Source organism: Halosolutus gelatinilyticus, from assembly GCF_023028105.1.
Lineage (GTDB): Archaea > Halobacteriota > Halobacteria > Halobacteriales > Natrialbaceae > Halosolutus > Halosolutus gelatinilyticus.
The window spans coordinates 3,115,831-3,136,576 of sequence record NZ_CP095491.1; the positions used below are offsets into that span (position 1 = coordinate 3,115,831).

A 20,746-nucleotide genomic window follows, 5' to 3' on the forward strand; every position below is an offset into this window, starting at 1 on the left:
GCGGGGCCCGGCGATCGGTCGCAAAAAGTCGTCGAAATCGCCCGCGGTTTGGCTCAGTAACTGCGGATCTTTGGCTCGTAGGTCTTCTCCTTGCCCTCGAGGATGACGGGGCGGTAGAAGATCTCCGGCTCGCCCTCGTTCCACGAGATGAGCGTGTGCTTGAGCCAGTTCTCGTCGTCGCGCTCCTGGTTCTCCTGGCGCCAGTGGGCGCCGCGGAATTCGTTGCGCACGAGCGCGCCGAGGGCGATCGTCTCGGCGACGTCGATCAGGTTCCGCGTCTCGATCGTGTGCTGGAGGTCGGTGTTGAACGTCCGCGACGGGTCGTCGACGTAGACGTCCTGGTACTCCTCGCGGCACTCGCGGATGATCCGCAGCGCCTTCTTGATCCCGTCGCTCGTGCGGAAGACGTTCACGTAGTCGGTCATCGCGTTCTGGAGCTTCGATCGGATCTCCGCGTGCTGGATGCCCTCGTTTTTGTCCATCAGCCGATCGACGCGTTCGCGCTCCCGCTCGACGGCGCGCTCGAGGCTACCCTGGGCGTCGGCCGAGACCCCGCCGTCCGCGGCGACGCCCTCGTCCGCGCCGAGACCCGCGTCGCCGGGTTCGACGGGGAGGTCGACGCCGTCTTCGACCTCGACGTCCTCGCCGAAGCCGGTCTTGATCTCCGGATCGCCGAGGTCGGCGCCTGCGGCGTGCTGACCGGCGCGCTTGCCGAAGACGATCAGTTCGGGCAGGGCGTTCCCGCCCAGGCGGTTGGCGCCGTGGACGGAGACGCAGGCGCACTCGCCCGCCGCGTAGAGGCCCTCGATGCAGGTCTGGCCGTTTTCGTCGGTCTCGATGCCGCCCATCGCGTAGTGCTGGCCGGGCTTGACCGGCATCGGCTCGACGAGGCCGTCGACGCCCTCGAAGTCCTCCGCCAAGTGGAGGATGTTCTCCAAGCGATCGATGATGCGCTCCTCGCCGAGGTGGCGCATGTCGAGGTGGACGTACTCGTCGTTGACGCCCCGTCCCTCCGCCACTTCGGTGAGTTCGGCGCGGGCGACGACGTCTCGGGAGGCGAGTTCGCCGGAGTTGTTCGCGTAGCCGTACTCGAACATGAAGCGCTCGCCCTCGTTGTTGTAGAGGATGCCGCCCTCACCGCGGACGCCCTCGGAGATGAGCACGCCCGTCGAGGGGAGCGACGTCGGGTGGAACTGGATGAACTCCATGTCCTCGAGCGGCGCGCCGGCGCGGTAGGCCATCGCGTGACCGTCGCCGGTACAGGAGACGGCGTTGGTGGTGTGGTCGAACGCCTGCCCGGGCCCGCCGGTCGCGAGGACGACGCCGTTTCGCGCCCGGAAGCCGTCGATTTTGCCGGACTGGACGTCGTAGGCGACGACGCCGTGGCAGGTGCGATCGTTCGGATCGGGTTCGTCGGTCGTCGCCAGGTTCATCACGTACCACTCGTCGTAGACCTGGATGCCGCGCTTGACGACCTGCTCGTACATCACGTGCAGCAGGTGGTGACCGGTCTCCGCGCCGGCGTAGGTCGTCCGCGGGTAGGAGAGGCCGCCGAACGGCCGCTGGGAGACGCGACCGTCGTCCTCGCGGGAAAAGGGCATCCCCCAGTGTTCGAGGTTGATGGTCTCCTCGGGAGCGGTCTTCGCGAGGGTCTCGACGGCCGGGGCGTCGCCCAGGTAGTCCGACCCCTTCATCGTGTCGTAGGCGTGCAGTTCCCAGTCGTCGCCTTCCTGGAGCGCCGCGTTGATGCCGCCCTCCGCAGCGCCGGTGTGGCTGCGGACGGGGTGGAGCTTCGAAACCATCGCCACGTCGGCGCCCGCTTCGTGCGCTGCGATGGCGGCCCGGAGGCCGGCGCCGCCGGCGCCGACCACGATAACGTCGTGTTCGTACATAGTTTCGGTTACCAGAATTTCAGGTTCTTCTTCACGGCCTCACGCTTGAGCTCCTGAATGTGCTCGGTGAGGGGAATGTCCTTCGGGCACACCTCGGTGCAGGAGAACTGAGTCTGACACCGCCAGACGCCGTGTTCTTGCTCCAAGATGCGGAGTCGGTGCTCTTTGATCTCGTCGTCCTCGCGCTCGTCCATCGCGAACCGGTAGGCCTTGTTGATCGCCGCCGGGCCCAGGTACTCGTTGTCGCCGGCCGCGATGTTACAGGAGGAAACGCAGGAGGCACACCAGATACAGCGCGTCGACATCTTGACCTTCTCGCGGTTCTCCCGCGACTGGCGCTGCTCTTCGAGGTCGCCCTCGGGAAGGTCCTCCTGCTGGAAGTACGGCTCGACGGCGTGCATCTGGTCGTAGAAATGGTCCATGTCGACGACCAGGTCCTTTACGACCTCCTGGTGTGGCAGCGGTTCGATCCGAACCGGCTGTTCGAGGTCCGCGATCTGGGTCTTACAACCCAGCCGCTGCTTGCCGTTGACGAAGAAGGCGTCGGAGCCGCAGACGGCCTGTCGACAGGAGTGACGGAACGTCAGCGACGAGTCATACTCGTCGCGGGCGTACATGACCGCGTCGAGGACCGTCATCCCTTTCTCGAACGGTACGTAGAAATCGTCGAAGCGGGGCTCCTGCTTGTCCGCGACCTCGGGGTCGTACCGGAACACCTTGATGTGGACCGTCTCCCCCTCGAGGTCGGAACGATCGACCGCCGTCTGGTCGACCATCCCGCCTTCCCGCTCTCGTTCGTCGACCGGAGACTTCGCGCCCTTCATCTCCGGGTCTTCCGGTGCTTCCTGGGTTTCGGGTTGTTGCGTGCTCATGTTAGCTCCACCCTGCCATAGCGATCGCGACGTAGATACCCTGTCCGACGAGTGCGACGCCGGCGATGACTAATACCGCCAGGACGACCTTCTTTTGCGTGCCGTCCAGTCCCTGGTTGACCAGCGCGTTGTAGACGCCGTTGACGCCGTGGAAGGCGGCGGCGATCAGGAACAACACCATCGTCAGGAAGTATCCAACGTTCTCCATTCGGAGCTGCGTGCCTGCAAAGGTTACGTCCGCCGCGTGGGTGACGAAGTGCAACTGGAAGAAGTGGAAGGCGAGAGTGACGACCAGAAACGCCGCCGTGATCCGCTGGAGGAACCACGCGGTTCCGCCGGGCGTGAACGAAGAGTAGCGCTCGGCCATTAGATGCTCACCCCGACCAGGAACGTCGGCACGCTGGCGACGGTGATCGCACCCGTCAGGACCAGCGAGGCGTAGAAGCTCTTGTCCTGTGCGTCGAGTCCGACGCCGAGGTCGATCATCAACAGGCGAAGGCCGTTCAGAATATGGAAGACGGCCACCGCGAGCAGGCCGACCTCGAGGATGCGGACGATAAAGAGCTCTTCGAGGCCCTGGATCGTCGTCGTGTACATATCCGTCTCCGCTGCGATCATCCCATCGCCCTGGCTCGCCGCGCCGATAGCTGTACTCAGCACCGCGATGTGGGTAAACAGGTAGCCGATCAGCATCCACCCGGTGAACTTGTGGAAGATCCACGCCCACATCCCGGCCGAGAACTCCTTCCACCGACCGAAGTCCTCGATGAGGCCGCGATTGTAAGACTGACTCATACGCTCATGTGGATCGTTTGACCGTGACGGTATAGAAGTTACTTTTGCCGTCTCGCAGTTCCGTTCCCTTCCGGAAAAGAGTACTCGAATCCCGATAGTTTCTCGTCCGGCTCCGAACCCGATCGGGTTCGGGCCGGACACAAATCAATTCAGCTCTCTCGGGACGGACCGACGAACCGCTCTCAAGCGAACGACTCGGGACCGCCGTTTTCGAGTCGCGTCTGCGACTGTTGCGGTCGGCGCTCGCGCTCGAGGGCCGTCAGCGTATCCGGCGAGAGGCCGACGAGGTGACAGAGCGGGTTCCCCGGATAGACGACGGGATTCTCGAGGACGCCGACGATCAGCCCGGTGAACGGCGCTTCGACGGTGACGATGTCGTCTTCTTCCTTGAACGGGTTGGTGATCGTACAGATCACGTCGCCCTCGTCGACGAGCGCGCCGCGACCGCGTTTCATGTCGACGATGCCGCCCGCGTCCGCGCGGAGCCAGGTCTTCTCGTCGTCGTCGTAGATCACGGTCCGCCAGCCCGGCCAGTGGACCGACGAATCCGGGTGGAGGCCGAACTCCGCGAGGATGCTCGCGACGCCGGTCAGCGCCCGATCGATCAGGCTGCGCTGGAACCGGTGAGCCTCGCCCATCTCGACCGTGATCGTCGGGACGCCGGCGGCGGTCGCCTCGCGCCGGAGCGTCCCCGACGGCCCCTCGCCGGCGATGATGACGTTCGAACTGAACGCGTGGGCGAGTCGGTTGACCGTCGGATTCTCGACGTTCGCCCTGACGTGAAGCATGTTGGTTCGCCCGCGCGTGGAGGTATGGAAGTCGACGCCGATATCGCAGGGTTCGATGAAGTTCGTGAAGATCCGGTGGGCCATCCGCCTCGCGCTCGTCGAGCCTTCCCGGCCCGGGAACGATCGGTTGAGGTCGCGATCGTAGATGGGGAGGTAGCGCTCCTGGGCGAGAAAGCCCGGAACGTTCATCACCGGCAGACAGATGAGCGTCCCGTGGAGCTCCGAGTGATCCCAGTCGTGGGCCACCTCGCGGACGACTTCGATCCCGTTCAGTTCGTCGCCGTGGGCCGCCGCGGAGAGGAACACGGTCGGCCCGGGGTGTTCGCCGTTTATCACCGTGACCGGAATCCGGACGGGATCGCCGAGGTAGGTTTCGCTGATTCCGTAGCGGATGTTCGCCGACTCACCGGGGTCGACCCGGCCGCCGTTGTACGTAAACGCGTCCGCAATCGGGTCGGAGTCGCCGGGATCGGATCGATCGTCGGGAGGGTCGTCGGGCGTGTCGCTCATATACCAGTCTCCGGCGGCAGTAATGTGAATCTTCTCCCCCCGGCGATTCCGGTGACGCCGGGCCCGCGATCGCCGGTCGGCGGCGGCAACTCGCCGTCTCCGCGATCCGGGGCGAAGTCGTTTCCGACCGCCCGAGCGCGACGGGGGCGATTTTGTCCCCCTGGGCATACGTTTAGTACCATGCCGTGCTATACTGGCTCATGGAAATACGGGAAGCAACGGAGACGGACGTCGACGACATCCGCTCGATCGCCCGCGGTTCGCTGAACTCCACGTACACCGACTTTCTCGACGAGGAGACGATCGAGGACGCGATCGAACAGTGGTACGGCGACGAGTTGATCGACGCGATCGAGGCCGATCAGACGCTCTTTCTGCTCGTCGAGCGCGAGGGCGAACCGGTCGCCTTCTCCCAGAGCGAACTCGTCGGCGAGCGCCGCCGAACCGGTCAGATCCTCTGGCTCCACGTCGATCCCGACCACCGCGGCGCGGGAACCGGCGTGCGGCTGCTGGTTCGGACCCGCGAGAAACTCCTCGATTCGGGAGCCGATCGGATACAAGGGTTCGTCCTGGAGGACAACGAGGGCGGCAACGGGTTCTACGCGGACCACGGCTTCGAACGCGCCAGCCGGCGCGAGGTCGAGATCGGCGACGAGACGTTCACCGAGAACGTCTACGTCGAAGGGGAGATCGAAAGCGGCGAGGAGTGGGGAGCGGTCGACGAACTCGAACTCGACGGCGAAACGATCTACGTCAGCTACAGTGAAGCCGCCCGCGGCTCCAAATCGCCGTTCTACGCCGCCTACGAGACGCTGGACGCGTCCGAACGCTACGGCTGGTTCTGCGGCAACTGCGATTCGCTCGAGAACGCGATGGACACCATGGGTCGCATCCAGTGTAACACCTGCGGCAACCGCCGGAAGGGAACCCGGTGGGACGCGTCCTACCTCTGAAGGGGCGGCCTTCGCTACCGGTGCCGTTCACACCCCGCTCGTTTTCGCCTCGACGGTTCGGTCAGCACCCCGTTGAATTCAGGTGTAATTGACCATTTCGGCTGCTGTTGAGTCCCGCTACCGACCGTTTCGCTGGGGCTACAGTCGTCGGCCGGCCGTTGTCCTCTGCATTACAATTGACCACTCGGTCGACCGTTCGGGTACGACGGCTCCATCGACAGTCGATCGCTCTCGCCCGGCCAGCCGCTCCCGACCACTCCCTCGGCGGCACCGTTGACGGGAGCGTGCGGGCGTTCAGACGTCGTCGATTCCATTCGAATGAATAGAGCTGAGCACATCGTTCGCGGGTTCAAGGCAACGTTCGTCGCTCGAGCCGTGTACATGGTTTCGAGCGGGCTACTGATGTTTCTACTGGCGCGGTACCTGCTCGAGCCCGACGCCTATGGGGCGCTCTACTGGGCGATCGGAATCCTCGCGATCATCCAGCTGTTCGCGGATCTCGGGGTGGGCAAGTCCGCGGCGCGGTACATCTCGGAGTACCGCGAAGCGGACCCGGGACAGATTCCGCACCTGATCCGGTCGACGATCGCGTTCAAACTCGTCGTGCTCACGATCGTGGTCGGCGTGTTGCTCGGGTTTCACGAGGAGATCGCGACCCTGCTGCGCGACGAGCAGGTCGCGCCGTTTCTCGCGGCCGGCGTCCTCTACGTCGTCGCCTTCTCGTTTAGCACCTACACGCAGATCTCGTTCCAGGGATTCAACCATCTCGGTTACAGCGCGACCGTCCAGGCGATCAGCGGCGCCTCGCGGCTGATCTTCGCCGTCTCGTTCGCCCTGCTCGGACTCGGCGCGCTCGGCGCGTTCTTCGGCTACATCGTCGGCTACGCGATCGCGGCCGCCGTCGGCCTGACTATCCTCTATCTCGAGTTCTACCGCGAGTACGAACCGGCGGACGAGTACGAGGAGGGCCTCGCGCGACGGCTGCTCGAGTACAGCGTACCGCTGACGGCCACGCGGAGCGCCAACGTCATCGACAAGCGGATCGACATCGTCCTCGTCGGCTACTTCCTCTCGCCCGTCGCGGTCGCCTTCTACACTCTCGGAAAACAGATCACGGACTTCGTGCTCGCGCCGGCACAGGCGCTCGGGTTCACCATCTCGCCGAACTTCGGCGAGCAGAAGGCGGCGGGCGAGCTCGAGGAGGCGCGGGATATCTACGAGACGTCGCTCGAACAGATGATGCTGCTCTACATCCCGGCCGCGGTCGGCCTCGCGATCGTCGCCGACCCGCTCGTGACGATGGTGTTCGGCGCCGACTACGCCGGCGCGGTGCCCGTCCTGCAGATTCTCTGTGGCTTCGTCGTCCTCATGGCGATCACGAACCTGACGAGCGACGGATTGGACTACCTCGGGCGCGCTCGTTCGCGGGCGATCGCGAAGGGAGCGGCGTCGCTCGCGAACTTCGGACTGAACCTCCTGCTCATCCCGACGGTCGGCGTCGTCGGCGCCGCCGCGGCGACCGTCGTGACCCACACGTTCTACGTCGCGGTCAACCTCTACATCGTCCACAGCGAACTCTCGCTGCGGGTCGAACGGCTTGCGCGCCGGATCGGGCTCATCTGCGCCATCACCGGCGTGATGGCGATCGCCGTCCTCCTCGTGACGCCGCTGATCTCGGGGGTGGTGATGCTCGCCGCGGCGATCGGCGTCGGCGCGCTCACCTGGGCGGTGCTCGCCGTGGCGAGCGGCCTGGTCGATCCGAGCCAGGTCCGATCGGTGGTGACGTGAGTCGGGCGAGCGGCGATCCGCGGTAACGCGACCCGAGCGGCGGCTCGATCGGAACGTGCTATCGGACTGTAGAATCGGCCGAAAACGCGGTGCAGGGTTGCGGTTCAGTGCTAATATTTATCCGCACAGTTGCCCTCTATCGGATATGGCCGCCGATTCTGTCACCGTGGGGGTACTGAGTTTACACACGAGCAAGGAAACGAAAGCGATCCTCAACGCCGTCGAGGCGCTGGATCACGACACGGCCTGGCTGCGAACAGAGAACACGTCGATCAGCGTCACGGACGGGAGCGTCGTGATCGAACCGGAAGTCGACGTGATCGCCAACCGGATGTTGCTCTCGAAGACGGAGCATCCGGCCGAAGAGCTCGGGCTCGCGAACACGTTTTCGAAACTGGTACCGACGCTCAACGCACCCGACGCGGTGCTCACCGCGCTCCACAAACTCTCGACGGCGACGGCACTCGCCGCGAACGACGTCCGAGTCCCCGACGTCACCTTGGCGCTCAGTAACGAGAACCTGAACGCCGTCCGAGACCGATACGGCGAGGAAGCCGTTTACAAGACGGCGATCGGCACCCACGGCGGCGGCACGTGGAAGATCGGCCCCGGCGAACCGATCAACGCGAAAGTCGGCAACCGATACGCCTTCCTGCAGGAACTCATCGATCGCGACGACGCGCGACACCGCGACGTCCGGGTCTACGTCGTCGACGACCGGATCATCGGCGCGATGTACCGGTACGCCCCGGACAACGACTGGCGGACGAACGTCGCACTCGGCGGGTCGGTCGAGGACGCTACCAACGACCTGCCCGAAGAAGCCCGCGAGATGGCTCGGCGCGCCGCCACCACCGTCGATCTCGATTACGCTGGGGTCGACCTCGTCGAGGGCGAAGAGGGCTGGTTCGTCCTCGAGGTCAACCCGACGGCGGGATTCAAGGGCCTCTACCAGGCGACGGGGGTCAGCCCGGCGCCGTACATCGCCCAACTGGCGATCGAACGGGCCGGCGGCGAGGTCGATACCGATCGCGTTCGCGACCTTTCCGCGGTGCTCGACGACTCCCAGCCGACGGCGCTCCCGGTGGAGATGACGACGGCGGACGAGGAGCCGGCCATCATCGGTTACACCGAGGAGGTCGTCCTATCGGGAACCAGCGGCTCGACGACCGTCTACGCCAAATCGGACACCGGCGCAACCCGGACGAGTATCGACACGTCCCTCGCCGCCGACATCGGCGCCGGGCCGATCAAAGCGATCACGAAAGTCAAATCCGGCAGCCGAAAGACCGCCAAGAGCCGCCCCGTCGTCGACATCGTCGTCGGCGTCGGCGGCAACCAGCACACCGTCACCGCGAGCGTCGAGGATCGCAGCCACATGGATTACCCCGTCCTTCTGGGTCGGGACATCTTGGAGAACTACCGCGTCGACGTCAGCCGACGCGTCGATCGGGACGTGCCCGATACGCCCGAAGAGGAGGAGTGAACGGCGAGGACACGCCCGAGCGGGACTGAGAGATTTGACTTTCTATTTCGGAAGCTATCTTGGCTGCTATAGAAAATCTATCGTTTCGAATGTAAATTACATTCAATTCTCTCGTTCCGGTTCCCGTCCGGTCGGGCGCGATATCGCGGTGACCAGCGAAATCCCCAAAAAACGCGAATTCGGTGACCACAGGGTGCGTCTCACCGAACCGAGAGGGAACGGAAGCCGCTCCCGACCGGCTCCGACGAACTCGGGCCGAACGATCGGAACTTCCGCAGCACCGATTCAGAGGGGGCCGTTGACTGACACCATCTGCGCCCTCGAATAGGGAGCGCGGTCAACCTCGTTGAAACCCGCGACGAGAGACGGATTACAGCGGCCGTGTCGAATAGACGGCGCGAACACGCTACTGAAGAAAATTTACAATAGGAGAAAATTGCTTGGCCTGAAACGAAGACTTCCTCATCGGATTAGGAAATCTTAATAGGAGAAAGCGGTAATATCCCGTTGATGACCCGGTCAAACCGAGGCTGGTGGCCGAACAGGCTGAACCTGGAGGTTCTCGATCAGAACGCTAGCAGCGTCAGTCCGATGGGCGAGGAGTTCGATTACGCCGAGGAGTTCCAGAAGCTCGACCTCGAGGAAGTGAAGGCGGACATCGAAGAGGTGATGACGACGTCGGAGGAGTGGTGGCCGGCGGACTACGGCCACTACGGGCCGCTCTTCATTCGAATGGCGTGGCACAGTGCCGGCACGTACCGCACCAGCGACGGACGCGGCGGCGCGTCCGGCGGCACGCAGCGCTTCGCGCCCCTCAACAGTTGGCCCGACAACGCGAACCTCGACAAAGCGCGACGGCTGCTCTGGCCGGTCAAACAGAAGTACGGCCGCAAACTCTCGTGGGCCGACCTGATCGTCCTGGCCGGGAACGTCGCCCTCGAGTCGATGGGATTCGAGACGTTCGGCTTCGCCGGCGGGCGCGAGGACGAATTCGAGCCGAGCGAGGCCGTCGACTGGGGTCCCGAAACCGAGTGGGAAGCGTCCGACCGCTTCGACGAGAAGGATACCCTTCGGGAGGGACTCGCCGCCACCGTGATGGGCCTCATCTACGTGAATCCGGAGGGTCCGAACGGCGAGCCGGATCCGGAGTGGTCGGCGGAACGGATCCGAGAGTCGTTCGGTCGCATGGCGATGAACGACGAGGAAACGGCCGCGCTCATCGCCGGCGGACACACGTTCGGGAAGGTCCACGGTTCCGGCGATCCCGACGAGCACGTCGGTCCCGATCCCGAGGCGGCCTCGATCGACCAGCAGGGTCTCGGCTGGGAGAGCAGCCACGGCTCCGGCAAAGGGGCCGACACGATCACCAGCGGAATCGAGGGGCCGTGGAACGCCACGCCGACCCAGTGGGACCTGGGCTACCTCAACAACCTGCTCGAGTACGAGTGGGAGCCGGAGAGGGGCCCCGGCGGTGCGTGGCAGTGGACCGCGAAGGACGGCGAACTCGACGGCGCCGCACCGGGCGCCGAAGACCCGTCGGCGAACGAAGACGTGATGATGCTGACGACGGACGTCGCGCTCAAGCGGGATCCCGACTACCGGGAGATCATCGAGCGCTTCCAGCAGAACCCGGACGAGTTCCAGGAGGCGTTCGCGAAGGCCTGGTACAAGCTGATCCACCGCGACATGGGCCCGTCGGAGCGGTTCCTCGGCTCGGAAGTTCCGGACGAGGAGATGACCTGGCAGGACCCCATCCCCGACGCCGACTACGACCTGATCGGCGACGAGCAAACCGCCGAACTTAAAGAGCGGATCATCGCGTCGGACCTGTCCGTCTCCCAGTTGGTTAAAACCGCCTGGGCGTCGGCGTCGACGTACCGCGACAGCGACAAGCGCGGCGGCGCGAACGGCGCTCGCCTTCGCCTCGAGCCGCAGAAGAGCTGGGAAGTGAACGAACCGGACCAGCTGGAGACGGCGCTTTCGACGCTGGAAGCGATTCAGGAGGACTTCAACGGCACCCGATCCGACGACGTTCGGGTCTCGCTGGCCGACCTGATCGTGCTGGCCGGCAACGCGGCCGTCGAGAAGGCCGCGGCGGACGCCGGGTACGACGTAGAGATCCCGTTCGAACCGGGCCGCACCGACGCCACGCAGGAACAGACCGACGTCGAGTCCTTCGAGGCGCTCAAGCCGAAGGCCGACGGGTTCCGCAACTACCTCGGCGACGACCACGACCGTTCGGCGGAGGAGTTGCTGGTGGACAAGGCCGACCTCCTGGACCTGACGGCCGACGAGATGACGGTGCTGGTCGGCGGCATGCGCGCATTGGGCGCGAACTACAAGGGGTCGGAGCTCGGCGTCTTCACCTACCGGCCGGAGACGCTGACCAACGATTTCTTCGTGAACCTGCTCGACATGGACTACGAGTGGGAGGCCGCCGAAGACGCCGAGGACACCCAGGACATCGTGGGGTGGGAGGCGCCCGCGGACGCCCACGACATCTACGAGGTGCGCGACCGCGACACGGGCGAAGTCGAGTGGGCGGCGACCCGCGTCGACCTCGTCTTCGGTTCGAACGCCCGGCTCCGAGCCATCGCGGAAGTCTACGGGTCCGACGACAGTGAGGAGCAGTTCGTACAGGACTTCGTGGATACGTGGCACAAGGTGATGACCAACGATCGCTTCGACCTCGAGTGATCGCAGCCGAGCGTCCGGATCGATAGCCGCGTCCGACGTCTCGGTGGAACGTAGCCACGGTCCCCGATCCGGTCTCGCAACGCCCTCGGCATCGACAGCGGGTCGATCGTCGACGACGGCCGACTCGACCATCTCGCTCTCGATCGGGTCCCGTTCGACGATCAGCGTTTGGACGACCTGCGTCTCGACGGTTCGGTCGTCACGGTCTCGCCCCGCCGGAGTGAATCCTCGAACTCGTCCCGACCGAGATCCGCGCGAGCGAACGAGTGGCCGGGCCTTCGCCGCCGCGAATCCGGACGAACGGTGGCACGCACTTCGGCCCACTCCCTGATCCGTTCGGGGTCGGTGGTCATCCGTCGCCGTTCCGGTTCGCACGCGTCGGCCGGTGGTGTGTCGTTCGCCATCGCGCGCTGGCACGGTCGACGTCCGGGGATCACTCCGCGGCTCTGCAGTCGACACCGCCGCTTCGGGACTCGGAAATCTCGACTCGCATCGCCTATCAACGTCCTTTTGGTCGGTCGGACCGAGTTACTGTCACGATGGCTGACCCCGACCCCGCCGTCCGGAACGATCCGGAAACCATCCTTCGGGAGGACCCCGTGATGGCTACCGTCATCGATCGTCACGATCCCCATCCGCTCGAACCGGTCGAGAACGAGTTCGAGCGCCTTTGCGTGTCGATCATCAACCAGCAGTTGTCAACGGCCAGCGCGGCCGCCGTCCGCGATCGCGTGTTCGAAACGCTCGACGGCATCGTCACCCCGGAGTCGATCCTCGTTGCACCGCGAGGCGAGTTGCTGGACGCGGGACTCTCCCGGACGAAAGTCGACTACGTTCGAAACGCCGCTTTCGCGTTCCAGGAGCGCGATCTCACGCGCGAGGGGCTTGCCGACTACACGAACGACGAGGTGATCGCCGAACTCACGGATATCAAGGGAATCGGCGCCTGGACCGCCCGTATGTACCTCATGTTCGTCCTGCAGCGGCCCGACGTGCTCCCGCTCGGCGACCTCGCGATCCGCCGCGGCATCGAACGGCTGTACAACGAGGGCGAGGAACTGACCCGGGCGGAGATGCGCGAGATCGCCGAGCCGTGGCGGCCGCACCGAAGCCTCGCGTCGCGGTACATCTGGGCCGAGTACGAAGGCTGACCGAACGCCGAGACCGCCGAGGGGTTCGCGCGGCGTGACGTCGCCGTCCGACGCCGCGAGATCGTCAAGGGTCCAGAACTTGCGTTCCGCGAGCGAACGCTGGGCGCCGATGAGTTCCGGGTCGGTACTCGGTCTCAGGCGCTGAATTTAGCACGGTGGCGCCGGTACCGGAGAGCGGATGCAGCCGATCGTCCATCCCGTCGTCGGATACGTCTGCTACGCGGCCTACGTGCGCCTCGATCGGGGAGAGGCGCCCGCGTCGGCGCCCGCGATGGTCGCCGCGCTTGGCGCCACAGTCCCGGACCTGATCGACAAACCGCCCTGGCTGCTCGGCGCGGTCGACGTCGGTCGAACTGTCGGCCACTCGCTGCTGTTCGCGATTCCCGCGGTCGTCGCGGTCTGGCTGCTCGCACGGCGTCGCGGACACGATCGGCTCGGCGTCGCGTTCGCGATCGGCTACTGCTCCCACGTCGCGACGGACGTTCCGTGGCACGTGCTCGCCGGCGATTACCGCGAACTCGGCTTCCTGCTCTGGCCGATCACGCCGATGCCACCGTACACGGGAACGAAAGTGCTCGGAACCCTCGCGGGTGTCGAGGTTACGACGCTGTGGCTCGAAGCGATCGTTCTCGTCGCCGGCGTCGCGCTGTGGTGGCGGGACGGTCGACCGGGACTCGAATCGATCCGGCGCGCGGTCCAAGGATAGCGCTATCCGAAGCCGCCGCGAGTAGCGCGCACCGCCGAGGGGAGCGCGGAAAACGGAACCGGCGAGTCAGATCGCGTACCCGTCGTTTCGCAGCGCGAGTTCGACCGCGCGATCGAACCGCCCGCGCAGGTCGGGGTCGAACGTCTCAACGCGCTCGTCGGGTTCCGTCAGTTCGAGGCGGCGTTCGGTCCCGTCACCGTCGCTATCGACGGGGCGGTACGTCTGGGTGAACTTTCGGCTGTCGTTTCCGTAGGCGGTCACCGTCACGTCGTCCACGTCCGACTGTCCGCTCACGTTCACCCGCTCGAAATCCGTGAGGTTCGTGCTGAGCCCCCCCGTTGCGAGCTTTCGTTCGAGCGACTCGCGGTCCCACTCGCGGCGCTCGCCAGTTTCTCGCTCCGTCCCGATGACCGTCGTCGGCCCGATCGTCTCGATCGTCCACTTCCTGAGTGACCCGGACGCGAGTTCCTCCGCCGTTCGCGCGCGGATATCACCCTCCTGGACCGTATCGCCCTCTTCGATGCGGATGTAGCGCGGGTTCGCCGCCGGGACGTCGAGAACGATCTCGCCGGAGTCGGTGCTGACGAGCGCTTCGACACCTTCGATCGTCCGAGGCTCCAACTGCCGTTCGCTGTTGTGGCTCATGTGGTGTGATCACATTCACATAGGTGCGGAACTGTATCTAAGGATGACGCCGAACCCGTGGATCACGGTGCGGCGGGCGGCACGCTCGGGAGTCTCTACCTTACCTACAGATTCGGAGAATTCCTCCGGGATACCGACGGCTACTATCGGGGGCTCGACTCGTTTCTCGCGCAGTGCGAGTCCGAACAGCACCGCTCTTCGTCCCGTTTTTCGAACCGATCGGGAACCTCCGGGTCCACGTGCGCGAGCCGCATCGCGTTGCCCGTCACGCCGAGGCTCATCCCCATATCGCCGATGACGACCGCGTGGATCACCGTCACGATACCGAGCGGGGCCCCAGCAGCGAGGACGGCCTTGACCGCCAGGCTCGACCAGATGTTCTGGCGGATGACGTCGTTCGCCGTCCGCGAGAGGTCATAGAGGTAGGGTAGTCTGGTGAGGTCGTCGCCCATGAGCGCGACGTCGGCCGTCTCCAGCGCGGTATCGGTCCCGGCAGCACCCATCGCGATGCCGACCGAGGCGCTCGCGAGCGCCGGCGCGTCGTTGATGCCGTCGCCGACCATCGCGACGCGACCCTCCCGATCGTCGCCATCCCGTCCGTCGTCGGTCCGGCGCTCCAGCCGATCGATCCACTCGAGCTTCTCGTCGGGGAGCAGTTCGGCGTGGTACTCATCGATGCCGACGTCGGCCGCGATCGCGCGGGCGGTTCCCTCGTTGTCGCCGGTGAGCATCACCACGCGAACGCCCTGGGCCTGCAGCCGCGAGACGGCCCACTTCGCGTCGGGGCGGACTCGGTCGGCGACGCCGACGACGCCGATCGGCCCGTCCTCGGTGCCGACGATCACGACGGTCTTGCCCTCGGCCTCGAGATCGGGGACGACCTCCGACAGAACGTCCAGACAGCCCTCGCGATCGCACTGCGGCCGATCTTGCCCGTCGTACCCGAGTTCGGCGAGCGACGTACCGCCGTCGGTGGTCGCGTGCGCGTGTTCGAGATCCGCGAGCCCGTCGAACAGGTCCGGCTTGCCGACGTAGTGGGTTCGCCCGTCGACGTCGGCGCGAACGCCCTTGCCCGTCAGCGCCTCGAAGTTCGAGACGTCGAACTCGGCGACAGCGACGCCCCGCTTCTCGGCGTAGCCGACGATCGCCTGCCCGATCGGGTGTTCGCTGCGACGTTCGACGGCGCTCGCCCGGCGGAGGACGGTCTCCTCGTCGGCGCCCTCGAGCGGGATGACGTCGGTCACCGAGAGGTCGCCCTCGGTGAGCGTTCCCGTCTTGTCCACGGCGAGGACGTTGCTCTCGGCGATCGCCTCGAGGTGGCGACCGCCCTTGATCAGGACGCCGTTACGGGCGGCGCTCGTGATCCCCGAGACGACGCTGACCGGCGTCGAGATGACGAACGCACAGGGGCAGGCGATGACGAGGAGGGTCAAGCCGACGATGAACCAGTAGTTCCAGGACGCCCCCAGCAGGGGCGGCACGACGGCGAAACCCACGGCGAGCGCGACCACGATCGGCGTGTACACGTTCGCGAACCGATCGACGAACTGCTCGCGCTCGGTCTTCTCGCGTTCGGCGTCCTCGACCATGCGGACGATCCGGGCGATCGTCGAGTCGTCGGCCTCGCTCTCGACCTCGACTTCGAGGTAGCCCGACTCGGGGATCGTCCCGGCGTACACCTCGTCGCCGACCGCCTTGTCGGCGGGGACGCTCTCGCCGGTGATCGGCGACTGGTCGATCGCGCTTTCGCCTTCCAGAACCGTGCCGTCCGCGGGAATTTTGTCGCCGGGTCGAACGACGACGACGTCGCCGCGCTCGAGCGTCTCGACGGGCACCGTCTCCTCGGTTCCGTCGTCGCGCTTGACGGTCGCCGTGTCCGGCGAGAGGTCCATCAACTCCCGCAGCGAGTCGCGCGCGCGGTCCATCGAGAATCGCTCGAGCAACTCGGCGACGCTGAACAGCACCGCGAGCGTCGCGCCCTCGAAGGGGTGGTGAGCCGCCACGCTCGCGACGATGCCGGCGCTCATCAGGAAGTCGATGTCGAGACTCCGATTTCGCGCCGAGTAGTAGCCGTTTCGCAGGATCGGCGCCCCGGCGATCGCCGCGGCCGCGACGAACAGTATCGCGGAGAGATCGTAGGTGCGACCGATCGCGGCGAACAGCGTCGGATCGGCGGCCGGAAGCAGGTATTCGAGCACCAGGCCGACGCTCAGGAGGACGGCGCCGACGCCGGTCGAGACGGCGCGGCGGCTCTTCCAGACCGGGTCCTGATCGCCAATCGAGTCGCGCTCGTCGCTCACCGGCGTCGCGTCGTAGCCGGCGGAGCCGATCGCGTCGACGACCGCTTCGGGGCCGGTCTCCTCGGAGACGGTGACGGTGACGCGGCCAGACGTCGGGCGAGCCTCGATCTCGCGGACGCCGTCGACGCTCGCGAGGGCGTTCTCGACCTTATTCGCACAGGAGGCGCAGTCCATCTCCGGAACCGAAACCGTCAGTTCCGATTCCGCGTCGTCGATCGCGTAGCCGGCCGCGCGGACCCGATCGCGGATCTCGGCCTCGGAGGCGCGGGTCGGGTCGTACGCGACGACGAGGCGGCCGCTGGTCACCTGCGCGTCGATGTCGTCGATCCCGTCGAGTCGCTCGACGCTGTTCGTCACCTTGCCGGCGCAGGAGGGACAGTCCATCTCCGGGACGCGCAACTCGAGTGTCCGGGCCGCGTCGGGCGGCGTATCGGGAGATGAGGGAGTAGACGCAGTCATTACGAACCAGTAGTAGCCCGGGACCCATACGGATTATTTGGCGCACGCCAAATCCGGCGCCCGTTCGGAATGGGGTCGTCCCGGACCGAACGGACTTCGGCGCGACCGAGCCGGCTCGATTCGATCGCGATCAGATCCCCGCGGTTTCGGAGGGAGCGGTCAGCGTTTCGATCGATGCGTCCTCCGCGACGAACGTCGACGCGAGGCTGGCCTCGGCCCGCCGGAGCCGGTAGGAGAGGGTCGATCGCGGCACGTCGAGTTCGTCGGCGAGGTCGGAGAGTTCGATCCGGCGCGGCGTCTCGTAGTAGCCGCGTTCGACGGCCGCTCGCAGCGCCTCGCGCTGTTCGTCCGGTAACTCTCCCTCGGACTCCGGACGGTTTCGATCGGGATCGAGTTCCGTCACCCGCAGCATCTCGATGCCCGTACACTCGCCGACTTCCTCGCCGAGGGCGTCGAAGAACTCGTGGATCGGCGCGTCGCTGCCGAGGACGATCCGCCAGCGGTAGCGCCGCCCCTCGCGGTAGGTCTCGAACAGGAGGCCCTCGCCGAGGTACTCGAGCGCGACGTGGGGAACCGACGTGCAGACGTTCGTCCGCTCCCAGTAGGTGTAGACGACCAGCGTCCCGTTCGATCGATCGAGCACCTGCACCTCGCAGTCGGCGCCGCAGTCGTCCTTGACGAGACAGTCCGCGAAGTAGTCGGCCGTCTCGTACGCGGCTTCGAGTTCCGCGAGCGCCTGCTCGGAGCCGGTGGCGTGATCGACCCGCCAGAGGCTGTCGCTCGTGACGTGACACGACAGCGATCGGATCGTCGTGTCCGGGTGGTCCGCGAGCACGTCGGCGACGGGGTTCGTCCCGGGTTCGTACTCGAGGGCGAAGACGAATTCTCTCATACGAGCGAATACGCGGTCGCGCGGAATAGGGTTCCCGGTTCGCGAGGTCGTTTTCAGGCCCTGAAATCTGACGGGATATTCATTGCTGCATGTCAGTACCTTGTTCGTGACTTATGCCGGGAAGATACAACTCGTCGGACGGGGAACGAAAACGCGGAAACGGCGTAAACGGCGGAAACATGCCGGGGATCGATCGTCGGCGATTCCTCGCGCTCACCGGAACGACGGCCGGCGCGATCGCGGTCGGATCGGCCCCGGCGACCGCGGCTCGGGAGTATCAGGAGGTCACCGACGTCCCCGGCTTCAGTTGCGATCACCCGCAGTTCACCTGCGGGCAGGAGGTGACCGCCGCGGGCGGGATGGTCTCGACGGTCGATCCGATCGCCGGCGGCGTCGCGGCGCGAATTCTCCGGGAGGGCGGGAACGCGATCGACGCCGCGATCGCGCTCCAGTACGTCCTGACCGTCACGCAACCGCACGGCTCGGGGATCGGCGGCGGCGGGTTCATGGTCGTCTACGACGCCGAGTCGGATTCGGTCGACGTCGTCAACAGCCGCGAGCGCGCCTCGCAGGGGGCGACGCCGGACATGTTCCTCGACAACCAGGGGGACGAGATCCCCTTCGACCAGGCGATCCAGACCGGCGAGGCGATGGGCGCACCCGGAACGGTAAAAGGGCTCGAGACGGCGCGCGACCTGTACGGCAGCAAATCCCGACAACGGTTGATCAACCCGGCGATCAAACTGGCCCGCGACGGCTTTACGGTCGACTGGTTCCTCGCCGAGCAGATCGCGACCAACGCAGCGAAGTTCAACGAGGCGGCCCTCGACGTCTTCACCGACGAGAACGGCGCCCTCTACGAAGAGAGCGACACGATGACCAATCCGGATCTCGCCGGGACCCTCGAATGCATCAAACGCGACGGAGCCGACGCGTTCTACGAGGGACCGATCGCCGAGGATCTCGCGGCCGAGATCCAGCGCCACGCCCGCGACCCAGAGCGCGCCGTCGACGCGGACGACCTCGCAGAGTACGATGTGACCCTCGACGAGCCGGTCCGCAAGGAGTGGCGCGGCGTCGAACTCGTCGGGCAGCCGCTCCCGAGCTCCGGCCCGTCGGTCGTGGCGATGATCCTCCGGATGCTCGAGTTCCTCGGTATCGACGAGTACGAGCTCCGATCGCCGGAGCTGTACCACCTGATCGCCGAGGCGACGATCGTCGCGTGGGGCGATCGGATGGAGCACATGGGCGACCCCGAGTTCGTCGACGTCCCGATCGACGAACTGCTCTCGGACGAGTACCTGCAGGAGCGCGCGGACCTGATCGAACTGGGCCGATCGGTCATGGACGACACCGAGGGCTGCTTCGGCGGCGGCAATCCGGGGGAAATCCACGACGACGGGCAGACGACCCACTTCTCGGTCGTCGATCGCTGGGGCAACGCGGTCTCCTATACCTCGACGATCGAGCAGTTCATGGGCTCGGGCAAGATGGTCCCCGGTCGCGGATTTATGATCAACAACGAGCTCACGGACTTCGACTTCGCGCCGGGCGGCGCGAACCAGCCGAACGCCTGGAAGCGTCCGCTGAGCAGCATGAGTCCGATGCTGGTCCTGCGCGACGGCGAGCCGGAGTTCACCGCCGGGTCGCCCGGCGGCTGGTCGATCATCTCCACGACGCTGCAGACGATCCTGTACCGGTACGTCTACGGACTCGGCCCGCTGGAGGCGGTCACGGAGCCGAACATCTACACCCACTACTGCGGCGGGATCGGCTGGGACGAGGGCGTCCCGGCGGCGGCCCGCGACACCACCACGGCGTGGGGGCAGGACTGGGACGACGAACCCAGCACCCTTGGAAACGTCCAGGTCATCGACATCGGCGAGGACGAATTCACCGGCGCGGCCGATCCGAACCGCGCCGGCCAGGCCGTCGGCCTCGATCGACCCGGCAGCGGTGGCGGATGCGGACCCGATCGGGACTGAGAGTCGCGCTCGGTCGTAATCGGTCCCCGGGCAACCGGGGCCGACGCGCACTAACGGATTTCCCTCCGGGGAACGTACGTCGCTTTGATGGCGTCACCGACGGTCGACGGACGACTCCGCGGCTTCTGGTCGTTCTACCGACGGTACACGACCACGCCGATCCACGCCGCCGCCGCCGCCGCCCTGACGATCTTCGGCATCCTCGTCTTCGTCGACCCGTGGTTCGCGGCGCTCGCGATCGGCGCCTACGTCCTCCCGCCCGTCGTGCTGTACGTCTTCGACGCCGACGCCGTGCCCGAGGGACGGACGTCGCCGGCAGTGACGGAGCCCGACCGGAGGGATCGGGCGCCGGCCACCCAGGAGTACGCGCCGGCGGTCGATCGCGCGAGGACATCCGGTGGCGGCGATACGGATACCGATTCGGATACGGATCGGGACGACGGCGACACGGACTCGGACAGCGACGACGGGGACACTGATTCCGATACCGACGACGGAGATACGGATTCGGATTCTGACGACGGAGATACGGATTCGGATTCCGACGACGGCGATTCGGATTCGGACTCCGATTGGAACAGTTGAGAGTTGTGAACGAAACGCCTCAGATACGAGTGGGCCGACGACTGATGTGGAGGCCCGCTACGCGGGCCGGAACGGAGGGAGAAGCGTCTTCGTGAGCGGAGCGAACGAAGGCTCGGAAGGCGCAGCCTGCGAACGACGTGAGCAGGGCCGTCTTCCGTAGCTTTTGATCGAAATTTCACCGAGTGACAACACCCCGCGTGGCAGCTATGCTGCCGTCGGATCGCAAGAACGCAACGTGAAAT

The 20,746-nt window shown here is 65.9% G+C and carries 16 protein-coding genes; 8 read left to right on the forward strand and 8 right to left on the reverse strand.

What is annotated here, in order from left to right; translation table 11 throughout:
• Positions 1-53 precede the first annotated feature (53 nt).
• The 5 genes from MUH00_RS15295 to MUH00_RS15315 all read right to left on the reverse strand — a co-directional run bounded on the left by MUH00_RS15295 (position 54) and on the right by MUH00_RS15315 (position 4,857).
• Complete coding sequence (locus MUH00_RS15295; RefSeq protein WP_247000017.1) at positions 54-1,892, reverse strand: FAD-binding protein; 1,839 nt, start codon at positions 1,890-1,892, stop codon at positions 54-56.
• Between the two features lie 8 nt (positions 1,893-1,900).
• A complete protein-coding gene (locus MUH00_RS15300; protein WP_247000019.1) occupies positions 1,901-2,764 on the reverse strand; it encodes a succinate dehydrogenase/fumarate reductase iron-sulfur subunit in 864 nt (287 codons plus the stop codon).
• Position 2,765: 1 nt separating this feature from the next.
• The gene (locus tag MUH00_RS15305) at positions 2,766-3,131 is read right to left on the reverse strand and encodes a succinate dehydrogenase/fumarate reductase transmembrane subunit (protein WP_247000021.1); all 366 of its coding nucleotides are present in this window, start codon (positions 3,129-3,131) and stop codon (positions 2,766-2,768) included.
• Positions 3,131-3,559 carry a succinate dehydrogenase, cytochrome b556 subunit gene (gene sdhC, locus MUH00_RS15310; RefSeq protein WP_247000023.1) on the reverse strand — a complete coding sequence of 143 codons (429 nt, stop codon included), beginning with the start codon at positions 3,557-3,559 and terminating at the stop codon, positions 3,131-3,133. Before sdhC ends, MUH00_RS15305 begins: the two co-directional genes overlap by 1 nt.
• Positions 3,560-3,741: 182 nt before the next feature.
• Complete coding sequence (locus MUH00_RS15315) at positions 3,742-4,857, reverse strand: succinylglutamate desuccinylase/aspartoacylase family protein (RefSeq protein WP_247000025.1); 1,116 nt, start codon at positions 4,855-4,857, stop codon at positions 3,742-3,744.
• A 200-nt stretch (positions 4,858-5,057) separates the two neighbouring features.
• On the opposite strand from MUH00_RS15315, the gene MUH00_RS15320 reads away from it, so the two are divergent.
• The 6 genes from MUH00_RS15320 to MUH00_RS15350 all read left to right on the forward strand — a co-directional run bounded on the left by MUH00_RS15320 (position 5,058) and on the right by MUH00_RS15350 (position 13,638).
• Positions 5,058-5,810 carry a GNAT family N-acetyltransferase gene (locus MUH00_RS15320; RefSeq protein ID WP_247000027.1) on the forward strand — a complete coding sequence of 251 codons (753 nt, stop codon included), beginning with the start codon at positions 5,058-5,060 and terminating at the stop codon, positions 5,808-5,810.
• Between the two features lie 318 nt (positions 5,811-6,128).
• Positions 6,129-7,598: an oligosaccharide flippase family protein gene (locus tag MUH00_RS15325; RefSeq protein WP_247000037.1), complete on the forward strand. Its 1,470-nt coding sequence runs from the start codon at positions 6,129-6,131 to the stop codon at positions 7,596-7,598.
• Between the two features lie 145 nt (positions 7,599-7,743).
• The gene (locus tag MUH00_RS15330) at positions 7,744-9,084 is read left to right on the forward strand and encodes a RimK family alpha-L-glutamate ligase (RefSeq protein WP_247000039.1); all 1,341 of its coding nucleotides are present in this window, start codon (positions 7,744-7,746) and stop codon (positions 9,082-9,084) included.
• A gap of 510 nt (positions 9,085-9,594) precedes the next feature.
• Positions 9,595-11,781, forward strand: coding sequence for a catalase/peroxidase HPI (gene katG / locus MUH00_RS15335; RefSeq protein ID WP_247000041.1), 2,187 nt, complete (start codon positions 9,595-9,597; stop codon positions 11,779-11,781).
• 539 nt (positions 11,782-12,320) lie between these two features.
• Positions 12,321-12,932 (forward strand): DNA-3-methyladenine glycosylase family protein, encoded by a 612-nt coding sequence (locus MUH00_RS15345; RefSeq protein ID WP_247000043.1) that lies wholly within the window; start codon positions 12,321-12,323, stop codon positions 12,930-12,932.
• Between the two features lie 178 nt (positions 12,933-13,110).
• On the forward strand, positions 13,111-13,638 hold the full coding sequence (locus MUH00_RS15350) for a metal-dependent hydrolase (RefSeq protein WP_247000045.1): 528 nt from the start codon (positions 13,111-13,113) through the stop codon (positions 13,636-13,638).
• Positions 13,639-13,704: 66 nt separating this feature from the next.
• Here MUH00_RS15350 and MUH00_RS15355 read toward each other — a convergent pair whose 3' ends face one another.
• The 3 genes from MUH00_RS15355 to MUH00_RS15365 form a co-directional block, all read right to left on the reverse strand.
• Positions 13,705-14,283 carry a hypothetical protein gene (locus MUH00_RS15355; protein WP_247000046.1) on the reverse strand — a complete coding sequence of 193 codons (579 nt, stop codon included), beginning with the start codon at positions 14,281-14,283 and terminating at the stop codon, positions 13,705-13,707.
• A gap of 143 nt (positions 14,284-14,426) precedes the next feature.
• Positions 14,427-17,042 carry a heavy metal translocating P-type ATPase gene (locus tag MUH00_RS15360; protein ID WP_247000048.1) on the reverse strand — a complete coding sequence of 872 codons (2,616 nt, stop codon included), beginning with the start codon at positions 17,040-17,042 and terminating at the stop codon, positions 14,427-14,429.
• Positions 17,043-17,172: 130 nt separating this feature from the next.
• Positions 17,173-17,934, reverse strand: a complete 762-nt coding sequence (locus MUH00_RS15365; protein ID WP_247000049.1) for a helix-turn-helix domain-containing protein — start codon at positions 17,932-17,934, stop codon at positions 17,173-17,175.
• Positions 17,935-18,113: 179 nt separating this feature from the next.
• On the opposite strand from MUH00_RS15365, the gene ggt reads away from it, so the two are divergent.
• A complete protein-coding gene (ggt, locus tag MUH00_RS15370) occupies positions 18,114-19,919 on the forward strand; it encodes a gamma-glutamyltransferase (protein ID WP_247000050.1) in 1,806 nt (601 codons plus the stop codon).
• Positions 19,920-20,006: 87 nt separating this feature from the next.
• Complete coding sequence (locus MUH00_RS15375) at positions 20,007-20,504, forward strand: hypothetical protein (protein ID WP_247000051.1); 498 nt, start codon at positions 20,007-20,009, stop codon at positions 20,502-20,504.
• Positions 20,505-20,746: the final 242 nt, after the last annotated feature.